Annotated in this window: 21 protein-coding genes and 1 pseudogene; 8 read left to right on the forward strand and 14 right to left on the reverse strand. The window is 71.6% G+C overall.

Annotation, left to right across the window (positions count from 1 at the left end):
* Positions 1 to 30: 30 nt before the first annotated feature.
* Both ACTWPW_RS08310 and ACTWPW_RS08315 read right to left on the reverse strand, forming a co-directional pair.
* Positions 31 to 774, reverse strand: coding sequence for an anti-sigma factor family protein (locus ACTWPW_RS08310; RefSeq protein ID WP_375115526.1), 744 nt, complete (start codon positions 772 to 774; stop codon positions 31 to 33).
* Positions 771 to 1,319 (reverse strand): sigma-70 family RNA polymerase sigma factor, encoded by a 549-nt coding sequence (locus tag ACTWPW_RS08315; RefSeq protein WP_364115086.1) that lies wholly within the window; start codon positions 1,317 to 1,319, stop codon positions 771 to 773. Before ACTWPW_RS08315 ends, ACTWPW_RS08310 begins: the two co-directional genes overlap by 4 nt.
* Positions 1,320 to 1,605: 286 nt before the next feature.
* Here ACTWPW_RS08315 and rsgA point away from each other — a divergent pair, with 286 nt between their 5' ends.
* Positions 1,606 to 2,703 carry a ribosome small subunit-dependent GTPase A gene (gene rsgA, locus ACTWPW_RS08320; RefSeq protein WP_375115525.1) on the forward strand — a complete coding sequence of 366 codons (1,098 nt, stop codon included), beginning with the start codon at positions 1,606 to 1,608 and terminating at the stop codon, positions 2,701 to 2,703.
* 147 nt (positions 2,704 to 2,850) lie between these two features.
* Complete coding sequence (locus ACTWPW_RS08325) at positions 2,851 to 3,480, forward strand: phosphoribosyltransferase (RefSeq protein ID WP_443168343.1); 630 nt, start codon at positions 2,851 to 2,853, stop codon at positions 3,478 to 3,480.
* 23 nt (positions 3,481 to 3,503) lie between these two features.
* Here the strand turns inward: ACTWPW_RS08325 and ACTWPW_RS08330 are convergent, their stop codons facing one another.
* On the reverse strand, positions 3,504 to 4,016 hold the full coding sequence (locus ACTWPW_RS08330) for an ATP-binding protein (protein ID WP_443168344.1): 513 nt from the start codon (positions 4,014 to 4,016) through the stop codon (positions 3,504 to 3,506).
* A gap of 90 nt (positions 4,017 to 4,106) precedes the next feature.
* Between ACTWPW_RS08330 and ACTWPW_RS08335 the strand changes: the two genes are divergently transcribed.
* The gene (locus ACTWPW_RS08335; protein WP_443168345.1) at positions 4,107 to 4,988 is read left to right on the forward strand and encodes a helix-turn-helix domain-containing protein; all 882 of its coding nucleotides are present in this window, start codon (positions 4,107 to 4,109) and stop codon (positions 4,986 to 4,988) included.
* A gap of 135 nt (positions 4,989 to 5,123) precedes the next feature.
* Positions 5,124 to 5,357 carry a DUF397 domain-containing protein gene (locus ACTWPW_RS08340; RefSeq protein ID WP_364115096.1) on the forward strand — a complete coding sequence of 78 codons (234 nt, stop codon included), beginning with the start codon at positions 5,124 to 5,126 and terminating at the stop codon, positions 5,355 to 5,357.
* Positions 5,358 to 5,412: 55 nt separating this feature from the next.
* Here the strand turns inward: ACTWPW_RS08340 and ACTWPW_RS08345 are convergent, their stop codons facing one another.
* Complete coding sequence (locus tag ACTWPW_RS08345) at positions 5,413 to 6,060, reverse strand: hypothetical protein (RefSeq protein ID WP_443168346.1); 648 nt, start codon at positions 6,058 to 6,060, stop codon at positions 5,413 to 5,415.
* A gap of 40 nt (positions 6,061 to 6,100) precedes the next feature.
* Between ACTWPW_RS08345 and ACTWPW_RS08350 the strand changes: the two genes are divergently transcribed.
* Positions 6,101 to 6,577: a hypothetical protein gene (locus ACTWPW_RS08350; RefSeq protein WP_443168347.1), complete on the forward strand. Its 477-nt coding sequence runs from the start codon at positions 6,101 to 6,103 to the stop codon at positions 6,575 to 6,577.
* Between the two features lie 37 nt (positions 6,578 to 6,614).
* Here ACTWPW_RS08350 and ACTWPW_RS08355 read toward each other — a convergent pair whose 3' ends face one another.
* The 5 genes and pseudogenes from ACTWPW_RS08355 to ACTWPW_RS08375 all read right to left on the reverse strand — a co-directional run bounded on the left by ACTWPW_RS08355 (position 6,615) and on the right by ACTWPW_RS08375 (position 11,458).
* A complete protein-coding gene (locus ACTWPW_RS08355) occupies positions 6,615 to 7,808 on the reverse strand; it encodes an esterase-like activity of phytase family protein (protein ID WP_443168348.1) in 1,194 nt (397 codons plus the stop codon).
* Positions 7,809 to 8,061: 253 nt separating this feature from the next.
* Entirely contained in the window at positions 8,062 to 8,373 is a 312-nt protein-coding gene (locus ACTWPW_RS08360) for a WhiB family transcriptional regulator (RefSeq protein WP_080036407.1), read from the reverse strand.
* 100 nt (positions 8,374 to 8,473) lie between these two features.
* A complete protein-coding gene (locus ACTWPW_RS08365; protein ID WP_443168349.1) occupies positions 8,474 to 9,322 on the reverse strand; it encodes a sucrase ferredoxin in 849 nt (282 codons plus the stop codon).
* Between the two features lie 139 nt (positions 9,323 to 9,461).
* A pseudogene (locus ACTWPW_RS08370) lies at positions 9,462 to 10,956 on the reverse strand (glycerol-3-phosphate dehydrogenase/oxidase).
* Positions 10,949 to 11,458, reverse strand: a complete 510-nt coding sequence (locus tag ACTWPW_RS08375) for a TetR/AcrR family transcriptional regulator (protein ID WP_443168350.1) — start codon at positions 11,456 to 11,458, stop codon at positions 10,949 to 10,951. Before ACTWPW_RS08375 ends, ACTWPW_RS08370 begins: the two are co-directional and overlap by 8 nt.
* A 31-nt stretch (positions 11,459 to 11,489) precedes the next feature.
* Between ACTWPW_RS08375 and ACTWPW_RS08380 the strand changes: the two genes are divergently transcribed.
* The gene (locus ACTWPW_RS08380; protein ID WP_443168436.1) at positions 11,490 to 13,070 is read left to right on the forward strand and encodes an FAD-binding oxidoreductase; all 1,581 of its coding nucleotides are present in this window, start codon (positions 11,490 to 11,492) and stop codon (positions 13,068 to 13,070) included.
* Between the two features lie 4 nt (positions 13,071 to 13,074).
* On the opposite strand, the gene ACTWPW_RS08385 is transcribed toward ACTWPW_RS08380, so the two are convergent.
* Positions 13,075 to 13,488 (reverse strand): hypothetical protein, encoded by a 414-nt coding sequence (locus tag ACTWPW_RS08385; protein ID WP_375115517.1) that lies wholly within the window; start codon positions 13,486 to 13,488, stop codon positions 13,075 to 13,077.
* Between the two features lie 424 nt (positions 13,489 to 13,912).
* Here ACTWPW_RS08385 and ACTWPW_RS08390 point away from each other — a divergent pair, with 424 nt between their 5' ends.
* Positions 13,913 to 15,112: a metallophosphoesterase family protein gene (locus ACTWPW_RS08390; RefSeq protein WP_443168437.1), complete on the forward strand. Its 1,200-nt coding sequence runs from the start codon at positions 13,913 to 13,915 to the stop codon at positions 15,110 to 15,112.
* A gap of 39 nt (positions 15,113 to 15,151) precedes the next feature.
* Complete coding sequence (locus tag ACTWPW_RS08395; protein ID WP_443168351.1) at positions 15,152 to 16,720, forward strand: bifunctional 3'-5' exonuclease/DNA polymerase; 1,569 nt, start codon at positions 15,152 to 15,154, stop codon at positions 16,718 to 16,720.
* A gap of 13 nt (positions 16,721 to 16,733) precedes the next feature.
* Here ACTWPW_RS08395 and ACTWPW_RS08400 read toward each other — a convergent pair whose 3' ends face one another.
* The 4 genes from ACTWPW_RS08400 to ACTWPW_RS08415 all read right to left on the reverse strand — a co-directional run bounded on the left by ACTWPW_RS08400 (position 16,734) and on the right by ACTWPW_RS08415 (position 20,775).
* Entirely contained in the window at positions 16,734 to 17,939 is a 1,206-nt protein-coding gene (locus ACTWPW_RS08400; protein ID WP_443168352.1) for an MFS transporter, read from the reverse strand.
* Positions 17,940 to 18,131: 192 nt separating this feature from the next.
* Positions 18,132 to 18,950: an MOSC domain-containing protein gene (locus ACTWPW_RS08405; protein ID WP_443168353.1), complete on the reverse strand. Its 819-nt coding sequence runs from the start codon at positions 18,948 to 18,950 to the stop codon at positions 18,132 to 18,134.
* Entirely contained in the window at positions 18,947 to 20,146 is a 1,200-nt protein-coding gene (locus ACTWPW_RS08410) for a Cmx/CmrA family chloramphenicol efflux MFS transporter (RefSeq protein WP_443168354.1), read from the reverse strand. The genes ACTWPW_RS08405 and ACTWPW_RS08410 overlap by 4 nt, the downstream gene beginning before the upstream one ends.
* Positions 20,147 to 20,202: 56 nt before the next feature.
* On the reverse strand, positions 20,203 to 20,775 hold the full coding sequence (locus ACTWPW_RS08415) for a TetR/AcrR family transcriptional regulator (protein WP_375115512.1): 573 nt from the start codon (positions 20,773 to 20,775) through the stop codon (positions 20,203 to 20,205).
* Positions 20,776 to 20,811: the final 36 nt, after the last annotated feature.

Genomic DNA, 20,811 nt, shown 5'->3' on the forward strand with positions numbered 1-20,811 from the left:
CCAGCGGTGAGAGGGCTTCCCCAGGACCGGTCAGGCCTTGATGGTGAGTATCTTCTTACCCGCCGAGGTGACCACCTCGAAACGGTCGATGTCCTTCAGTTGCGTGGCACTGCCGCCGTGCATGTAGAGCGGATCGGGCGACCCCGGCACTCCGTACCCGGCTGGAGGTACGGACCACCCGGTCATCACCCGGCGCTCACCCGACTTGGCCACCGAGATGAGCTCGCACTCCAGCGGACCCTTCACCCCCGCCAGCTTGAGCGCCGCGTGCGTGCCCCACCCCTTCGTCTCCACGACCAGGCCACCGGTCACCCCGTCCACGCCCTTGCCCTCGATGGGCTTGCCGTCGGCGTAGAACTGCTCGGCCGGGCCCATGTGCGTGCCCATGTGACCGCCGTGCCCCTGCGCCAGCGGGGCCGGCTCGCCCCCGCTGAGCTGCGTGCCGATCGTCAAACCCCCCGCCACCAGCGTGACCGCCGCCGCCATCCCGATCACGAACGTGCCCCTGCGCGTCCGCCTGTCGGCCGCCTTCTTGCGCCGGAGCAGGTCGACCACGTCGTCCTGGCCCCCGATGGGGCGGTCATAGGAAGGGGGGTCGGGGTCCTCGACGGGCCCGATCCCGTTCAGCACGCTCGCCACGCCGGCCAGATCGGACAGTTCGTACCGGCAGGAGGGGCAGCCGAGGAGGTGGGCCTCGAAGGCGAGCCTGTCGTCCTCGTCCAGCAGTCCGAGCGCGTAAGCGCCCACGTCCGTGTGCTCGACTCTCGAAGTCACGCCGTCACCCCCCTCTCCTCCAGTGCGATCCGCAACGCGCGTACGGCGTAGTAAACCCGGGACTTCACGGTGCCCACCGGGATCCCGAGCGCCTCGGCGGCATCGTTGACCGACCGGTCCCGCAGGATCGTCTCGTTGAGGATCTCGCGGTGGGCCGGCGACAACGCCTTCAGCGCCTCAGACACGACCACCTGGTGCAGCAGTCCCTCCATCTCGTCCGGCACGGGCATGCTCTCCAGCGGTCCGTCGCCCGACTCCTGGGGGCGGGCGTCCCTTCGCCGCCGGTCATCGATCACGATACGTCTGGCGACCGTGGCGAGCCAGGGCATCAGCGAGACCGAATCGGGGTCGAGCCGTTCCGCACTCCGCCACGCCCGGATCATGGTCTCCTGCACCACGTCTTCCGCCCACTGCCGATCGCCCGCGGTCAGCCGGATCACGAAGGCCAGCAGCGGCCTGTGGTATTCCCGGTAGAGCGCGGACACGACCACCTCGTCATCCGGGCGTACGCGCCGGATCCAGTGACGTAAGCGCGGCTTGCCCATCGGGGCGGCTCCCTCGGCCGAGGGCGGGGGATACGTGCTGATTCGCATCATTCCCCTTTCTCAGTCCGTCGGGAGGTGGTACGGCCAGGCGCCCTGGCACGGTTCAACAGATCGCGGAAGATAATCCGATTGCATCGCCGGGGACAGGCTGCGTAGAGTCACTCCGACGACTGATCGAGGAGGTGAGGACTTATGCGGGTCGCCCTGTTCAGCGCGCCGTCAGTCCACCTCCGGGGGCTCAGCTGAGCCACCCGTTCCACCCTTCTCGATCAAAGGTCTCACTCCGTTGTTCAACGATCTTGCTCTGCTCGGCTGGACCGATCTCCGCGCCGCCGAGCTGCCCGCCGAAACCGTCCCCGCCCGGGTGGCCCGCGTCGACCGCGGCGCCGCCGAGGTGATCGCGGCGGACGGCCAGCATCACGTCAAATACTCCGCCCGCGTACGCCGCGCCTCGGCCGCCGACCCGGTGTCGCTGCCGTGCGTCGGCGACTGGGTCGCGCTCAGGTGGCTTCCTGAGGGCCGCTACGAGCTCGACGAGGTCCTTCCGCGCACGTCCGCGTTCGTCCGGGGCGGCGTGAGCCGCGACTCGGTCGGGGGCCTGTCGGGCGACGGCCAGGGCCAGGTGCTCGCGGCCAACGTGGACGTCGTCTTCGTGGCCGAGCCGTCCATGCACTCGACCGACTTCGCCGACCTCGGCCGCATCGAACGCCTCGTGGCCCTCGCCTGGGAGTCCGGCGGCACGCCCGTCGTGCTCGTCACCAAGTCCGACCTGTTCGAGAACGGCCTGGACGACCTGATCGCCGACGTCCGCGTCGCCGCTCCCGGCGTGGACGTGCACGCCGTCTCCTCGCTGCACGGTGACGGGGTGGAGCTGGTCGGCGGCTACCTCGGGGGCTCCCGTACGGCCGTCATCCTCGGCCCGTCGGGGGCCGGCAAGTCCACCCTGGTCAACGCGCTGGCCGGGGAGGAGGTCATGGAGACCCAGCACGTACGCGCGGCGGACGGCCGCGGCCGCCACACCACCGTCCACAGGGAGCTGATCCTGCTGCCCGGGGGCGGGCTGGTCATCGACACGCCCGGCATCCGGCGGGTGGGCCTCTACGACATCGGGGAGGGCGTCGACCTCGTCTTCTCCGACATCGAGGCGCTGGCCGAGCACTGCCGGTTCGGCGACTGCGGGCACACCAGCGAGCCGGGATGCGCGGTGCTGGCGGCCCTGGAGAGCGGCGAGCTGCCGGAGCGGCGGCTGGAGAGCTGGCGCAAGCTGCAGCGGGAGGCCGCCTGGATGGCGTCCCGGACGGACGCGCGGCTGCGCAAGGAGCAGCAGAACAAGTGGAAGATCATCCACAAGGAGATGCGCCGCTCCGGCCGCAACCGCCCCTGATCCGCGGCTCCTGCCCTGGAGACGGGGCTTGAGCGGCAACCGAACGGTCAGTGGCCTCGGCGAGCGCCCTGCGGACCGGCGCAGGGTGCCGAGGGAATGGCTGGGGGAGGAGGGCGAGGAGCCGGCGTCAGCGGGTAGGCACAGGTCATGGAGCTCTTCGCAGACCGGGCCGCGGCCGGGGCGCTGCTCGCCGAGCGGTTGCAGGACGTGCGCGACCCCGTGATCCTCGCCCTGCCCCGCGGCGGCGTGGCGGTGGCCGTGCCCATCGCGCGCCGCCTCGGCACCGTGCCCGACGTGCTCGTGACCCGGAAGATCGGCTATCCGCCGACGCCCGAGCTGGGGGTCGGCGCGATAGCCGAGGGCGGCGAGCCGGTGTTCGACCTGACGCTGCTGCATCGCCTGGGCATGACGCCCGAGTCCGTGGCGGACGTGGTGGAGGAGGAGCGGCGCGAGCTGGCCCGCCGCGTACGCGCCTATCGCGGCGACCGCCCGCTGCCCGCGCTCGAAGGGCGGGAGGTGATCGTGGTCGACGACGGGCTGGCCACCGGCGGCACCGCGCGGGCCGCGCTCAGAGCCGTCGCCACGCACAAGCCCGCGAAGGTGACGCTGGCCGTTCCGGTCGGCGCCCGCGAGACCGTCGAGTCGCTCCGGGAGGAGGCCGACGAGGTGGTCGTGCTGCTGACGCCCATCGATTTCCGGGCGGTCGGTCAGTGGTACGAGCACTTCGACCAGCTCAGTGACGCCGACGTTCTCGACCTGCTCGACAGGGAGGACTGACCCGGCGGGAGACGATGGGGCGGTCAGGTCGCGATGATGGCCCAGACGAGCTTGCGCGCGCCTCCCGGCGAGAGCCACCCCCATGCCGTGCAGAGGGCGTCGACCAGCCGAAGCCCCCGCCCGTACTCGGAGAACACGTCCGGCGAGGCCGCCACCGGCACGGTGTGGCTGTGGTCGGTGACCACGCACGCCAGCTCGGCCCCGTGCGACAGCAGGCGTAACTGCGCGGCCCCGCCGCCGTGCCGCATCGCGTTGGTCACCAGCTCCGAGACCACCAGCTGGGTGTCGAAGGCCAGCTCCACCGCCCCCCAGGCGCCGAGCGTCTGATCGACGAACCGCCGGGCCGTCGCCACACAGGCGGGCTCCAGCGCGGTACGTTGATGGAACGGAAAGACGGCATCACACTCCCCGGTGCGTCCTTCCACCAGAATGGACGAAAGCCATCCTGGTGGCCGGGCACCGATGGCGGCTTGCGGCCGAGCGTCGAAAGTCGTCATTCTGGCCCCCGAAGCGCGGTCTGGTGATCCAATGCCCATCTTTACGGGGAGTGCTTACCGATGCAAGACTTTTCGTAGTTTACGGATGCGAATCGCATCTGCACGTGCAGATGACCTAGGAGCGATGCAGTGAGCGCAGAGAGCGCGGAAGCGAAGCTTCTCAGCTATTCGCCGGGGAGCCCGACGGTGCTGCGGATCCTGCTCGGGACTCAGCTGCGCAGGCTCCGTACGGAGCAGGGTATCTCGCGAGAGGACGCCGGATACTCGATTCGCGCATCTCATGCCAAGATCAGTCGGCTGGAGCTCGGCCAGGTCAGCTTCAAGCAGCGCGACGTGGCCGATCTGCTGACGCTCTACGGCGTCACCGACCCGGTCGAGCGCGAGCCCCTCCTGGCCCTCGCCAAGCAGGCCAACGCCCCAGGCTGGTGGCACAAATACGGCGACCTGCTGCCCGCCTGGTTCGAGGTGTACATCGGCCTGGAGGGCGCCGCGTCCAGCATCCGTACCTACGAGAACCAGTTCGTCCCCGGGCTCCTCCAGACCCCCGCCTACGCCAGGGCGGTGATCGAGCTGGCCCACGAGAAGGCCTCCAGGTCCGAGCTCGACCGGCGGGTGGACCTGCGCACCACCCGGCAGAAGCGGCTGGAGAGCGGCCTGACGCTCTGGGCCGTGATCGACGAGGCCGTCGTGCGCCGCACGCTGGGCGGCCCGGAGACGATGCGCGAGCAGATCGCCCATCTCCTGGACATCACGGCCGAGCGCAACGTCACCGTGCAGATCATGCCGTTCGACCGCGGCGGCCACGCGGCGGCCGGCGGCCCCTTCAGCATCCTGCGCTTCCCCGAGCGCGATCTGCCCGACGTCGTCTACATGGAGCAGCTCACCAGCGCCCTCTACCTGGACAAACCCGCCGATTCCGACCACTACATGGAGGTCATGGATCGGCTCAGCATCCAGGCGGAGGAGCCCAAGGCGACCCGGCGCTTCCTGGAACGCCTCATTTCCGCATAAGCCGCTGATATCCCTGTGATCCACTCCATACCGGGATTTTTGGACGTCCGGTATATGGAGCAGTTCGTGCTGCCGTATTGTCAGCTCGCAAACGCGGATGCACGTGCATCCGTAAGATCGCGAGGAGCTGCCCCCATGCATGAGTTCCGGAACGGAACGCCCGCCGGCCGCCTTCCCGTCGTCTGGCGCAAGAGCAGGCGGAGCAACCCCAACGGCAACTGCGTCGAGGTCGCGAACCTGCCCACGGGGGAGATCGCCATGCGTAACTCCCGGTTTCCCGAAGGCCCGGCCCTGGTCTACACGCAGGCCGAGATCACCGCGTTCGTCCTCGGGGCGAAGGACGGCGAGTTCGACGATCTCATCGTCTGATCCGGCGGCCCGCCACCCGCCGCCGGGTTAAGGTCTGCCCGGCGACGGGTTTCGGTCACGAGGGCTGTGACACCGGCTCGTTGTGCCAGCGCCATGTCGTCAGGCGCGGGCGGCCGGGGAGCTCGGCCCGCCCGGTGGCCCACAGCAGGGTCGTCCAGGGATCCGTGTCGCGCGGGGCGCCGGGGAAGAGCCGGGCCAGCACCCGCGCGCACGTGTCCGCGGGCGGCGCCCAGGCGAGGCCGAGGCCCTGGGACATGTCGTACGTGTGGACGAGGGTCTCCACGAGGCCCATCGCGGCGGAGGCGGCCGGGTCCGCGGCCCCGAAGACGTGGTGCGCGCGGGCGTCCGGCGGCGCCGTGCGTACCATCGCCACGAGCAGCGCGCCGCTCGTCTGCAGCACCTGCAGCAGCCCCGTGACCCCCGCCTCGCGGTCGGCGTGCACCGAGTTCCGCGGCCCGCCCGGCCGGCGGCTCTCCAGGGCGAAGGGGACGCTGACGTCCAGCGGGGGAGTCGTGAGGCCGAGCTGCACGGCATAGGCGAACAGGTCGTCGGACAGGTGCTCGGCGGTCTCCCAGCAGGTCCAGTCGAGGCTCCCGGCCTTGCTCTCCCAGGCGTCGGTCCCGGGCGCGTCCCGGAGGGTCTCGACCGCGAGCCGCACGGTCCGCTCGAGGTCGTCCGCGGGCGACGGTTCATGTTCTGACATGGCAAGGGACCCTATCGCCGGGGCCGCTGCACTCCTCCGGGTGCGAGCAAAGATGATCTTCGTGCTGCTCGTCCTGTACGGGACGTCCGCGGGCCTCGAGTACGACCCGGCCGGGTGGCGGGTGATCCTGCAGCCCGCGACCCGCGGCGCGGCGGAGGTCTACTGGCAGCCCGTGGATCCCGATCTCGCACCGCCCTACCTGCTCTATGACACCCGCACGCTCGTCGTTCCCTACGTCACCGGGCGCGGGCGCGAGCTGGCCGGTCGGCGGGTCGCGAGGGACGTGCCCCAGGTGCGGCGGCAGGTGCGCAACGGCCAGGCCGTGCTGGACAGGGTGCCGGCGTGGCCGGTGGACGACGAGCATGTCATGAGCGGGGGGCCCGATCCCCGGCTGAACCGGATCGTGGTGGTGACCGACACCGTCGACCAGGGTCTGCGCCGCAGGGCCGCCGAGAGCTGGGGCGAGCTCGTGGTCATCGAGTGGGACCCGTTCGCGGCGCCGCTGAAGAACCTGTGAACGCGGGCGAGGCGGCCTCGCCCGCGTTCCGTGGTCGTTACCGGTAGACGCGGGGGTCGGCCTGGAGGCCGTGCGTCAGCCGTACCGTGATGAACTCGTTGTCGTCCGGCTTGCCGGGGGTCCGGCCGTTGGAGAAGGGGAAGTTGTTGTCGTCGAGCACGCCGAGCGTGCGGTCGTCCAGGATGACGACGTCCTCGATCGTCTGGAACGGGAACCTGAACGTGCCCGCCGCGCCGCCCAGCCCGCGCGGGTCGGCGATGTCGAGCAGGTCGGCGACCAGGGTCTTGTCGAGCTTGCCGTCGCGGTCCCTGTCGCGCATGTCGGCGAGGTAGATGCGCTTGACCTTCGCGGCGTCGCCCTGGAGGTTGTCCCGCTCGATGATCAGGAAGCGGTTGGCGTCGACGGCGATCGCGTCGCCGATGGCGTGCGAGGGGTCTTCGAGCTGGTACGTCCAGCGCCGGTCGGTGTAGGCCTTCTTGCGCAGATCGAACTCGTACATCCGGAGCGTGCCCGCCGGGTCGCCGCTCACCGTGCCCTCCAGCAGCGGGTAGAGGCGGCGGCCGTCGACCGACCTGGCCATGCCCTCGAAGCCCTTGCTGCCGCCGAGGTTCGGCTGGCCGCCGTCGAGATACGGGTTCTCGGGGGCCTTGACGCCGGGCAGCTGGACCGGGGCGTCCATCAGGCGGCCCTTGCGGTCGAAGTGCAGCAGGAACGGGCCGAACTCGTCGCCGATCCAGTACGTGCCGTCCACCAGGCGCACGATCGACTCGACGTCGAAGTCGGAGCCGGTCAGCGTCCGGTCCTGCCGGGTGAGCGGGAACGGCACCAGCTTGCGCGGGTCGGTCAGGTTGAAGCCGCCGAGCACCTCGACGGTCTTGGTCTTGAAGTCCGGCTTGACGCTGTGGACGCGGAGCAGGAAGTCCGAGCTGTTGGCCTTGTTGCCGTAGCCGTTGTCGGACAGCACGTCGAACGTGCCGTCGTGGCGGCGGGCGATGCCGCTGAAGCCCTGGACGGGCTGGCCGGTGAAGGGCGGGGTGACGCCGTTGACCGGAGCCGTGCCCAGCAGCGACCCGGACGCCTCGCTGCCGGGGACGAACGTCAGGGCGGGCAGGGAGGCGAAGCCGGTCAGGGTGGCCCGGCCGAAAGCGGCCCGATCGGGATCCGCGGAGGCGGGGGCGGCCAGGCCGACAGCCAGCGCGCCCGCGCACATCAGGATGGCGATGCGTTTCATGGCGGGCACCCTAGGGCGGCCACATGACGGCATTCCGAACGGACGGCAACGGGCGATGTCGGCTGGATGTCTGACGGGTCGGGAGTTCTGGGGGAATCTCCGCGACCACGATGCTTGCGGGCTTGGGTGAGGTATGTGCCTGATCAGGCAGTTGCCCCGACCGGGTTCGCCGGGGCCTGGACATGGAGGGCCAGGCTCCGGTTCATCGGGACAACTGCGTGATCACGCGATGCTGGTGACGCTGCCGGGTGTGTCAGGCGGCGGAGATGCCGGCGCTGGCCGCGCGGCGCATACGACGGCGACGCTCGCTGGCGCGCTCGTCCTCGTTGAGACCGCCCCACGTGCCGTACTTCTCGGGCCGGGACAGCGCGTAGTCAAGGCACTCGTTGCGGACAGGGCACTGGGCGCAGATCGCCTTGGCCTTCCGCTCACGTACGTCACGCTCGGGCTGCCGCTCCCCATCGGGGCCGAAGAAGAGCACGAGGTCCTCACCCCGGCACGCGGCATCATCCTGCCAACCCCAGCTGGGGCGCGGGCGGGCGAGCTGCCGACGTACCTGAGACATGAGAAAACCACCTTCGTGAGAGGTATTTCGGTAATTGAGCCGCATTGGACGCTTTTGGCGTCACTGTTCCAACGCAACGTAGGGCCGTGATGTTCCCTCTTCAGGCAAGGGCAGGCGTGGCGTACCGCACAGGCGTGAGCCTGTCCAGCGAAACCAGCCGGTAGGTGGTGATCGTCTCGGCGCAAGCCGTACCACACGGCGCTGTGAACGCCGATGGCTCAATCACAACCTGGAGCCGGACATCTCCGCAGCTCCGCGCGTTGACCCGCACGATGGCTACGGTGACGTCGCCGTCCGTCCTGGAGGATTCCACGGCCACCGCGCCGACGGAGCGCTCTCCCGTATGGGCTCGGGCGAAGTGCTCGACGGCCTGCAATGGCTCAGGGATGCCTGCGCGTCCCCGGTAGCGGTCGAGGATGACCTCGCCCGACCGGTACGCGTTAGCCGCTGCCAGTGCAGCAGCCTGAGACATGCTGCCGTAGAAAATTCCGTGTGGCAAGCACACGAGGTTGGCGGCGTAACGATCGCCGCCAACGTGTGACGTTTCCCACACTCTGTCCGGCGAGTTTTCGGCCAGGGACCGAGCGAGGGGTAGTCCAATGCGGGCGCAGCACACATTGCGCTTGGCGTGCGTGCAGACCAGAAATACCGGCTCGTCTTCAAGTATGCAGGACTCCGGGACCACTCCGGCCACCAGCGCGTCCAGGTCAAGATCGTCAGGACCTGCGATGACGCCCTGCGCCAGCCAGGGGTGCTCGCCCACCGCGTAGGCCACTAGCACACGGATTCCCTGCTCCCGTGGGCGGGTCCGCTTTCCCGGGCGGCGGATCAGCTGGGGCCTGATACCGCGTTCGAGCGCGCGCCGCACGAGTTCCGAGATTTCTGCGGGAAGTTCGAAGTTTTCCAGGTGCGAGGGCCAGGCTCCGGTGTATTCGATGAGGAGCCACATCCTGGCTCCCACGGTGGCGCTGGCCAGCGTGGGCACCTTTCCGGTGTGGCACCCGACCGGATGCTCGCAGACCCTTGCCAACGCACGTATCCCTTCCCCGATCCGACTTAGGTAAGACTAACCTAACGGATCGGCGGGTTTAGGCGCGGGAGTATCGGTCCAATACGTCCCGTGTCGCCGGAAGGGCGCGGTCCCTGTCGCGTGACCAGGCCGATCCTGGTCCGCCGGTCCAGCAGGTCGCCCTCGTCGAGCGCCCCCTCGTGCAGGACCGACCAGATCAGCTCGCCCTTCGTGAGGCCGAGCCCGATCTCCTCCGGGTGCGCCTTGACGAGCTCGTGCACCGCTTCCGCCTCGGAGCCGTACCGCTCCGCCAGGCGCGCCGGCACCCCGGAGGGCTGCGGACCCGCGCCGGTGAGGGGGATCCGCCGCGTACGGCAACGGGCTGCCCGGAGGTTCGCGTACGAAACCGCTCGATCCACCGCGTCCTCGGCCATGCGGCGATATGTCGTCAGCTTGCCCCCCACCACGGTCACGACGCCGCCCTCGGTGAGCACCGCGTGCCTCCGGGAGAGGTCGGCCGTCCGGCCGTCTGCCGCCAGGAGCGGCCTGAGGCCCGCGTAGGCGCCCGCGACCGCCTCTCTGGTCACCTGAACCTCAAGCACCCCGTTCAGCACCTCCAGGAGCGTTCTGACGTCCTCCTCGGGCGCCTCGGGCACGTCCGGCACCGGACCGTCCACCGGCTCGTCCGTGAGGCCCACGTAGACGCGGCCGTCGCGCTGGGGGAGCACGAGCGCGAACCGGTTGGACTCGCCGGGGATGGGCACGTGCATGCCCGCGATCAACCCGGGAAGCGTCCCCGGCGGCAGGACGAGGTGGGTCCCCCGTGACGGGCGCAGCTTCACGGCGGGGTCCAGCGTGCCCGCCCACACCCCGGTGGCGTTGATCACCACCCGGGCCCGGAGCGTGAACTCCTCGCCCGTCAGCTCGTCGCGGACCGCCGCACCCTGATCCGTGAGCCGCAGCGCGCGGCAGCGGGTCAGCACGCGGGCCCCGTGCGCGGCCGCCGTCCTGGCGATCGCCACCACCAGGCGGGCGTCGTCGAGCAGCCGGCCGTCCCACGACAGCAGCGCGCCGCGCAGGCCGTCGGGCCGCAGCACGGGCGCCAGCGTGCGGGCGCGGGCCCCGGCCAGACGCGTCGGGCCGGGCAGCAGGCGGCGCGGCGTGCGGGCGGCGGCCCGCAGCCCGTCGCCGAGCCGGTAGCCGGTCATCACCAGCGCCGCCTGCCGCCGCGAGACGGCCGCGGTCAGCGGCAGCAGGTACGGGTGCGCCTTCACCAGGTGCGGAGCCGTCCTCCTGAGCAGGATCCCGCGCTCGACCGCGCTCTCGTAGGCGACGTCCACCTGCCCCTTGGCCAGGTAGCGCAGGCCGCCGTGCACCATCTTGGAGCTCCACCTCGACGTCCCGAAAGCCAGGTCGTGGGCGTCGATCGCCGCTACGCTCAGCCCCCGGGCGGCGGCGTCGAGCGCGGCGCCCGCGCCCGTCGCGCCCAGCCCCACCACCAGCACGTCCACCCGTTCCTCGGCGACCCGGCGCAGCTCGCGGGATCGTCTGGCGGCGTTGAGAGAGCTATCCAAGGTAGGCCTCCAGCAGGGCGGCGAGCTCGGCGTCGAGCTCGTCCAGCGTCACGGGGTCGAGCATGGTCGGAGCGGACAGGAGGAACGACTGGGCGACCAGCAGCACCGCCCGGGCCTTGCGCGGATCGCCGACCACCCGTTCGAGCACCTCGAGGATGGCCTCGTGGCTGGCGCCGCGCCGGTCCAGCAGGTACGGCACGAGCAGCTCGGGATCCGCCTCCACGATCTTGCGCCACAACGGGTGCGCGCGCAGCCCCTGGACGCCGGCCACCACCGCGCGCACCGGGTCCGACAGGTCCAGCTCGCCCACCACGCGCACCCACTCCCTGGTCATCAGGTCGGCCACCAGCGTGCGCACGTCGGGCCAGCGGCGGTAGAGCGTCATCCGCGACACCCCCGCCCGGCGCGCCACGTCCGTGAGCGTGGTCCTGCGCACCCCGTAGGCCAGCACGCAGTCGCGGGCCGCGTCCAGCACGACCTCGTTGTGACGGATCGACGTCATGTGTCACAGTGTAAGCGTGACTGGAGAACCCATGCTGTGGTCGGGCTGGGGCGACCCCGCCAAGGCCCGCGAGCTGCCCGAGCAGATCCGCGATCTGCTGCGCGACCTGCTCGGCGTCCGCGCGCCCGGCACCCCCGCCGCCTCGCTGGAGTCCGTGAGCCTCCCGCCCGTCGCCCTGTCCGGGCCCCGGCTCGACGCGCTCGCCGAGGTCGTCGGCGCGGAGCACGTGCTGACGGGCCACGAGGCGCGCGTCCGCCACACGCGCGGCAAGTCCACCCCCGACCTGCTGCGCATGCGCGCGGGGGACGGCTCCGACGCGCCGGACGCCGTAGTGCTGCCCGGCTCGCACGACGAGGTGGCCGAGCTGCTGCGGCTGTGCTCGCGGGAGCGGATCGCGGTCGTGCCCTTCGGCGGCGGCACCTCGGTGGTGGGCGGGCTCGCCGCGGCCCGCGCGGGGTTCGCCGGGGTGATCGCGCTTGACCTGGCCCGGCTCGACCGGCTCCGGTCGGTGGACGCCGAGTCGATGGTGGCCGAGTTCGAGCCGGGAGTGCGGGCTCCGGACGCCGAGCGGCTGCTCGCCGCGCACGGGCTGACGCTGGGCCACTTCCCCCAGTCCTTCGAGTACGCCACGCTGGGCGGCTTCGCCGCGGCCCGCTCCAGCGGCCAGGCCTCGGCCGGCTACGGCCGCTTCGACGACATGGTCGTGGGCCTCACCCTGGTCACCCCGTCGGGCACCCTGGAGCTCGGCCGCGCCCCCAAGTCGGCGGCCGGGCCCGACCTGCGACACCTCGTGCTCGGCTCGGAGGGCGCCTTCGGCGTCATCACCTCGCTGCGGCTGCGGGTCCGCCGGGCCCCCGCCGAGCGACGGTACGAAGGGTGGCGGTTCGCGTCGTTCGCGGCGGGTTCCGCCGCCATGCGAGCGCTCGCCCAGGAAGGGCCGCTGCCGACCGTGCTCAGGCTGTCGGACGAGACCGAGACGATGATCGGCCTGGCCAAGCCGGACGCGATCGGCTCGGGCGGCTCCGGCGGGTCCGGCGGCTCCGGCTGCCTGCTGATCGCCGGCTACGAGGGGGCCAGGGTGGGCGACCGGCACGCGGCCGCCTCCGCCGTGCTGGCCCGGACGGGCGGCGAGCCGCTCGGGCCGGAGCCGGGCCAGGCGTGGGAGCACGGCCGCTTCTCCGCCCCCTACCTGCGCGACTCCCTGCTCGCGGCCGGGGCCACCGTCGAGACGCTGGAGACGGCCGGGTTCTGGGCGAACCTGCCCCGGCTCTACGACGCCGTGCGGCTGGCGCTGCTCGGCGCGCTCGGCTCCCCGCTCGTCATGTGCCACGTCTCGCACGTGTACGAGACGGGCGCCTCGCTCTACTTCACCGTCGTGACCCCGCAGGACGCCGACCCCGTGGCCCAGTGGGAGCGGGCCAAGGCGGCCGTGAACGCGACCATCGTCGAGGCGGGCGGCACGATCAGCCACCACCACGGCGTGGGCCGCGACCACCGCGACGCCTACGCGGCCGAGATCGGGCCCGTGGGCGCGGCCGTCCTGCGGGCGGTCAAGGCGGAGCTCGACCCCGCCGGGATACTCAACCCTGGGGTGCTCGTCCCGGAGGGGTGAAAGGTCAGTCGGTGGGCGGGATCCGGTCGGCCTCGGCCATCGTCGCGGCGGCCTCGCTGTAGCGGTGCAGGGCCTCGAACACGCCGGCCAGGCACATCAGCGAGACGACCAGCGGTCCCCCGCCGACCGAGCGGTCCAGCGCCACCGCCTCCTGCGCCAGAGGCAGCGCCTCGGTGGCCTTGCCCCGCTTGAGCAGCAGCTTCGCGGTCGTGCGCAGGCACCGCGACAGCAGCTCCGTGTGCTCCTCCGGCGACTTCCCGGCCAGCACCCTGCTGCGTGCGATCGCCTCGCTCGCACTGCTGAGCGCCGCCCCGCCGCTCCAGCGCGGCCGGGTCTGGGCGAACGCGAGCAGTCCCTCTATGGCCGCCACGTCGGCGGACCCCTTGCGTGTCGCGTCGTCCGGGTCGTTACGGTGCATGGGAGCCTCCCCTTGGCGGTCCCAACCGCTTGCTTGGGGGGTGAGGTTACACCATTGCGCACCTTCTGTGTTCCCAGCGGTACGGAGCGTTCGGGATGCACAAATGGTAGATCGCGGTAAAGATGTGGTCATGGTGGATGTCGCGGCTGAGCGGGGAAAGCAGCTTTCGTCCCGGGTCTCGGAGGAGGGGGCGGGGTGGGCCTGCTCGCAGACGGGTACATTCGCGCAGCTCAGACCTAATGGGCATGGCTTCAGCTGGTTGAATTTGCGCACGCTCTGGCTCTCTCGCAACGAGATCCTGGCGGGGTTGTTCGGCGATCCCTCGGGGGAGGTCCGGGCGCGGTGGCTGAAGGCGCAGGAAGCGCGCGGGATTGATCCGGAATTTCGTATCACGCCCCCTGTTGGGGGGAATTTCAGTTTCCTTCTGCTCGGCGATACGGGAGAGGGAGATGCCTCCCAGTACGCCGTTGTTCCGGGCCTGTTGAAAATAGGGGAGCAGACGGCCTTTGCCATCATCGCGAGCGATGTGATCTATCCGACGGGATCGGGCAACGAGTACGGGGACAAGTTCTTCCGTCCGTACAAGGACTACGACGCCCCGATCTACGCCATCCCCGGCAACCATGACTGGTACGACGGGCTCGGCGGGTTCATGCGGGTCTTCTGCGACGCTCCGCCGCTCAAGCCGAAGCCGGACCGGGGGCTGCGCGGGCTGCTGTGGCGCAAGCCGGAGACGATCGACGAGGCTCGGCTGGCGACGGCGCGGGAGCTCAGGGGCAAGCCGTCCCAGCAGGCGACGCAGCCGGGGCCGTACTGGGTGATCGAGAGCGACAGCCTGCTCGTCGTGGGCGTGGACACCGGCATCAGGAACGTGATCGACCGGGCCCAGACCGCGTGGCTGCGCCGGGTCTCGCTCGATCCCCGGCCGAAGATCCTGGTGACCGGCAAGCCGATCTACACCGGCAACACGTACAAGCCGTCGCCGCTGGAGGGCGGCGGGACGATCGACGACATCGTGCGCGACCCGGCACACCGGTACGTCGCGGCCATCGGCGGCGACGTGCACAACTACCAGCGTTATCCGGTCGAGCTGGACGACGGCCGGGTGATCCAGTACATCGTGTCGGGCGGCGGCGGGGCGTTCATGCACGCGACGCACACCATCCAGCGGGTGGACGTGGCGGGGGTGCACGAGGACGCCTTCAAGTGCTACCCGCTGCGCGGTGACTCGCTGTCGTTCTACAGCCAGCTCTACTCCAGGCGGCTGCGGATGAAGTGGCTCTACCTGACGCCCTCCGAGGCGCTGTGCATCATGTCGGAGCACATCAGGAACGAGCCGGTCAGGACACCGACGGGGCCGGTGACGATCACCCGGCGGATGCGGTGGGCGGCCCGACTGCTGGGGGCCTGGCCGTGGCCGCTGCGGCTGCCGGTGGACAGGGTGTTCCACCGCTACCTGTCGGAGCTGTCCGACTGGGACACGCCGCCGTTCTTCAAGCAGTTCCTGCACGCCACGGTGACCCCCGGCGAGCTGGTCCTGCGGTGTTTCGCGGCCACCGGGTGCCTGGGGCAGGAGCTGGAACCTCCGATGGAGGACGAGGTGCGCATCAGCCTGGCACCCTGACGGGCGATTCTGTCGGGAGCGTTTGGCACCCTTGGCCATGTGTACGTCGTGGTCGCAGGGGAGACGGTGCTGCCGGTCGGGGGCTCCGCGCGCCGTCCCGCCGATCTCGCGGGCGCGGTGCGCGAGCTGGAGGCGGCCGAGCGGCCCCGGTGGGTGTGGGCCGACACGCGCGAGGCGTACGCTCCGCTGCTGGAGCAGGGGGTGCGGGTCGCGCGCTGCCACGACCTCGCGCTGACCGAGGGGCTGCTGCTGGCCCACGCGGGCCGCTACGGCGAGCCGCGCTCGGTCAGGGCCGCGCACGCCAGGCTGCGCGGCCTGCCGGTGCCGGAGGAGCGGCCCAGCGCGCCCGGCACGCTGTTCGAGCCCGAGCCGCTCGGCGCGGAGGCCGTCGCCGAGGTGCTGGACGACCAGCTCCGGCGCATCGCCGCGCTGCCCGAGCCGGGCAGGTTCCGGCTGCTGGTCGCCGCCGAGTCGGCCGGGGCGCTCGTGGCGGTCGAGATGTCCCACGAGGGCATGCCGTGGCGCAGGGACGTGCACGACGCGCTGCTGACCGAGCTGCTCGGGCCGCGGCCCGTGCACGGCATGCGCCCGGCCAAGCTGCAGGCACTGGCCGACGAGGTGGCGGCGGCGTTCGGGCACGCGGTCAACCCCGACTCGGTGCAGCAGCTGGTCAAGGCGTTCAAGGGCGCGGGGGTGGCGCTGAAGACGACCCGGCAGTGGGAGCTGAAGCAGATCGACCATCCGGCGGTGGCGCCGCTGCTGGCCTACAAGGAGCTGGCCCGGCTGTTCAGCGCCCACGGGTGGACGTGGGCCGACCAGTGGGTGCGCGGCGGGCGGTTCCGGCCGGAATACGTGGTGGGCGGCGTCGTGTCGGGGCGGTGGGCCACCAACGGGGGCGGCGCGCTGCAGATCCCCAAGGTGATGCGGCGGGTGGTGATGGCCGACGACGGGTGGGTGCTGGTCGTCGCCGACGCGGCGCAGCTGGAGCCGCGGGTGCTGGCGGCGATGGCCGGTGACGTGGGGCTGGCCAGGGCCGCGGGGGAGATCGACCTCTACTCGGCGCTGGCGCAGTCGTTCGGCGGCGAGCGCGGCAACGCCAAGATCGCGATGCTGTCCGCCATGTACGGCGGCACCAGCGGCGACGCCTCCAAGCTGCTGGCCGTGATGCGGCAGCGCTTCCCGAAGGCCTACCAGTTCGTCGAGGACGCGGCCAAGGCGGGGGAGGAGGGCCGGATCGTGCGGTCCTGGCTGGGGCGCACCAGCCCGCCCCCGTCGGCGCGGTGGAAGGAGCTGGTGTCGGGGCCGGAGGGCACGCGGGCGGCCAGGGACCGGGGGCGGTTCACCCGGAACTTCGTGGTGCAGGGCACGGCGGCGGAGTGGGCGCTGGCGCTGCTGGCCGTGCTGCGGGGGCGGCTGCCGGAGCCGGCCCGGCTGGTGTTCTTCCAGCACGACGAGGTGATGGTGCACTGCCCGGTGGCGCAGGCCCAGGAGGTGATCGAGGCCGTGACGGAGTCGGCGGCGGAGGCGAGCCGGCTGCTGTTCGGGCAGACTCCGGTGCGCTTCCCGATGGAGGCGGTGGCGGTCGGCTCCTACGCCGACGCCAAGTGAGGCGGCTCCCCGGTCAGGGGCCCGCGGTGACGGGAGCGGGGTCGGCGGTCCCGTAGCCGGGGGCGGCGCGGCGCCAGACGGCGGCGAGCCAGAGGCCGGCCACGGCCACCATGACCCCCACGACCAGGCCGAGCACGCCATAGCCCAGCAGGCCCACGATGGCGCCCGCGACGATCGTGCCCGTGGCGCCGCAGACGTTCATCAGCAGGTCCGACAGCCCCTGGACGGCCGGGCGGCGCTCGATCGGCACCGACTCCGTGACCAGCGCCGAGCCGGCCACCAGGCCGCAGGACCAGCCCAGCCCGAGCAGCACCAGCGCCGCCGTCACCTGCCACACCCGGTGCCCCGCCGTGCCGGCCAGCGCGGAGGCGCTGAGCAGCAGCGCCATGCCGAGCACCAGCACCGGCACCTTGCCCGCCTTGTCGGCCAGCCAGCCGACGACCGGCGACAGCACGTACATGCCGGCGATGTGCAGGCTGATCACCAGGCCGATGACGTCCAGGCTCGAGCCGTCGTGGTGCAGCTTGACCGGGGTCATCGACATGACGGAGACCATCGCCGTGTGACTGATCGCGATCATGACCAGGGCCCGGCGGGCCATCGGGGTCGTGCGCAGGGTCTGCCAGGCGGTGCGGATCGTACGGTTGCGGCCGCCGGCCTCCTCCCGCGCGCCGTTGAGCTCGCGGGCCAGCTTGAGCGGGTCGGGGCGGAGGAAGCCGATGACGACCACCAGCGCCAGGGCGAACGCCAGCGCCGCGAACGCGAACGGCCCCGCCTTCTCCACCAGCCCGAGCCGCATGCCGATCTGGTCGGCGGGCTTGGCCAGGTTCGGCCCGGCCACGGAGCCGATCGTGGAGGCCCAGACGACCAGCGACAGATGCCTGGCCGAGCGGTCCTTGGGCGACAGGTCGGTCGCCGAGTAGCGGGCCGCCAGGCCGCCGGCGCTGCCGCCGCCCACCAGCACCAGGCCGGCCAGGAGCAGCGGCCACGTACGCAGGCTGATCGCCAGCACCGAGATCGCGCAGCCCGCCAGCGCCGCCGCGTACGCCAGGGACAGGCCCGCCCGCCGCCCGCCGCTGCCCGACGCCTTGGCGGTGGGCAGGGCCAGCAGCGCCGCGCCGAGCACGGTGGCCGTGCCGGCGAAGCCGCTGATCACCGTGGACCCCGACAGCTCGTCCACGAGGACCGAGCTGAGCGCCAGCCCGACGGCGACCCCCACGCCTCCCACGATCTGTGCCGCGGAGAGGACCGCCAAGGTGCGGCGCTGGACGGTCCGAATCCGGTCAGAGGATGAGACAGCGGGCTTTGTGGGGGCACTGGTCACCCCCGAAGTCTCCCATATCCCCTAACATCGCCCCAAAGGGGACGGTGAGCGTTCTTTACCGGGCAAGTTGCCTTATCAGCATCATTTTCAGAGCACGATGACGGGATCGCCCTGCGCGATGCGGCCGGGCGCGTCCGGGATCAGGTTGACGCCGAACCACACCTTGCCGTCGCGCCTGCGATGGCGGGCCAGCGTCCTGATCGGCTCCTTGCCCTTGGCGTAGGTCGCCGGGTCGACCGTGGTCAGCACGCAGCGATCGCAACCTTTGGCGACGCGGAACTCCACCTCGCCGATGCGCAGGCGCTTCCACTCGTCCTCGGCGAACGGCTCCGCCACCCCGTCGACCACCACGTTGGGCCGGAACCTGCTCATGGGCAGCGGCTCGGGCCGCTCCTCGCCGTGTTCGAGGGCGGTCTCGACGATCCAGTCGTCGAGCCGGGCGAGCGAGGCGGTCGTGGTGAGCAGCAGCGGGTAGCCGTCGGCCAGGGTCACCCGGTCGGCCGGCCGCCCGTACGCGGGATCGACCGGGCGGCGGGTCGGGTCGTCGAGCCACTTGAGCCTGACCGGCCGCCCCACCAGCCCGGTCAGCCACGCCGCCGCGGGGTCGCCGCAGTCGGTGACGTCCACGGGGGCGCTGCTCCCGATGGTCACAGCGGACATCGAGGAGCCGGGTACGACCGGCAACGGGTCGGCGTGCGGGCCGGTCAAGGTCAGCGTGCCGCCGTCGAGCCGGGCGACGCAGGCCAGCAGGCGCGGCTCCGCGCGGGCGGTGAGGACGTCGCCGTCCTCGTCGGTGACGAGGTAGCGCCGGTCGCCGGCGAGGCCCCACGGTCGCACTTCGGCTTCGGCGACCTCATGTCCCGCGGTGGACTTGACGGGGTAGAAGGAGATGCTCGCCAGCTTCATACGGCCGACCGTATCTCACCCGTTCCGGCCGGTTCCCTGATGGCGGAATCCGTGCGGTGCAGGGCGGCGGCGAGCGCCACCGAGGCCAGGGCGGCCACGCCGATGGCGGCGCCGATCCAGGCGACGGACGCGTAGCCGAGCCCGGCGGCGATGGCCAGGCCGCCCAGCCAGGGGCCCGTGGTGATGCCGGCGTTGAAGGCGGCGACGTTCACCGCGGCGGCCAGCGTGGGGGCGCCCTTGGCGAGGGCGAACGGGCGGGCGTTCAGCGCGGGGTTGGTGCCGAAGCCGAACGCGCCGAGCAGGAAGATCAGCGGGATGGCGAGCAGGGCGACGGTCGCGGACATGGCCAGGGCCGCCGAGGTCAGGACGAGGCCGGTGACGCCGGCGTACAGGAGGGGGAACGGGCGCGCGTCGGCGATCCTGCCCCCGAGGGTGATGCCGATCAGCGAGCCCACGCCGTACAGGGCGAGGACGGCGGGCACCCAGGCCGAGTCCAGGCCGGTGGTGTCGACCAGCAGGGCGCTCAGGTAGCTGAAGGAGGCCAGCAGGGCGCCCGTGGTCAGGGCGGTGGTGCCGTAGGCGAGCCAGAGCCGGGGCCGGGCCATCGCGCGCAGCTCGGCGGCCAGGCTCGGCGCGGACGCGGTGTCCGGGCGGCCGCCGGGGATGGTGGCGAGCACGCCGAGGCCGGCCAGGGCGGACAGCGCGGCCACCGCCCAGAACGCGGCCCGCCAGCCGAGGTGCTGGCCGATCACCGTGCCGGCGGACAGGCCGATGATCGTGGCCACGGTGAGCCCGCCGGCCAGCACGCTCATCGCCCTGGCCCGGGCGTTGGCGGGCACCAGGCCGATCGCGGTGCCGGCCGCCACGGCCCAGAAGCCCGCGTACACGAAGGCGCCCACGACGCGGGTCGCGAACAGCACGCCGTAGCTGGACGTGAGCGCGCCCGCGACGTGCGACAGGACGAAGATCGCGGTGAACGCCAGCAGCACCGTACGGCGTGGCAGGCGCAACGTGGCCACGGCCAGCACCGGCGCGCCCACCAGCATCCCGATCGCGAACGCCGAGATCAGCAGCCCCGCGTCCGGCACGGAGACGCCCAGGTCGGCGGCCATCTCGGGCAGCAGCCCGGCGAGCATGAGCTCGGAGGTGCCCTGAGCGAAGATCGAAAGTCCCAGTATGTAGATCGCCAACGGCATGGCGACTCTCCTCAACAGTTTTAGATTGATCAGTTCAAAACGCGGGCACGAAAAAGTCAGAACGCGCCCAGCGCGACATTCGCGATCGATTCGAGCGTGGCCCGGCCGGCCCCGCCGCGGGCCGCCACGCGCAGGCCGCTGACCGTGGCCGAGACGAAGTTGGCCAGGGCGAGCGGGTCGCGGTCCACCTCGATCTCGCCGCGGGCGCGGGCGGCCTCGATCGCGGCCCGTACGGTCTCGACCCGCTTCGCGGTGTCGCGCCGCAGCAGCTCGGCGATGTCGGGGTCGCGCGGGCCCAGCTCGACCAGCGTGTTGACCACCAGGCAGCCCTTCGGGTCGCCGGGGTCGGGCTCGACCGCCCACCACAGCACCGTCCGGATCTTCTCCTTGATCGGCAGCTCGCCGTCCATCAGCCGGGCGAGCGTGGCGTTGCGCTCGTCCATGTAGTGCCGCAGCGACTTCTCGAACAGGTCGTGCTTGCTCGCGAAGGTGTTGTAGATGCTGCTGCGGCCGAGCCCCGTGGCGGCGCACAGGTCCTGTGTCGAGGTGGCCTCGTAGCCCGCGGTCCAGAACGCGCGCATGGCCGCCTCGACCGCCCGCTCCTCCTCGAACATCCTCGGTCGCGCCATGACAGGCACGCTACACGTTTTGGAATGATTAGTGCA

Origin of the sequence: Nonomuraea sp. KM90, from assembly GCF_052246675.1 — a bacterium.
Lineage (GTDB): Bacteria > Actinomycetota > Actinomycetes > Streptosporangiales > Streptosporangiaceae > Nonomuraea.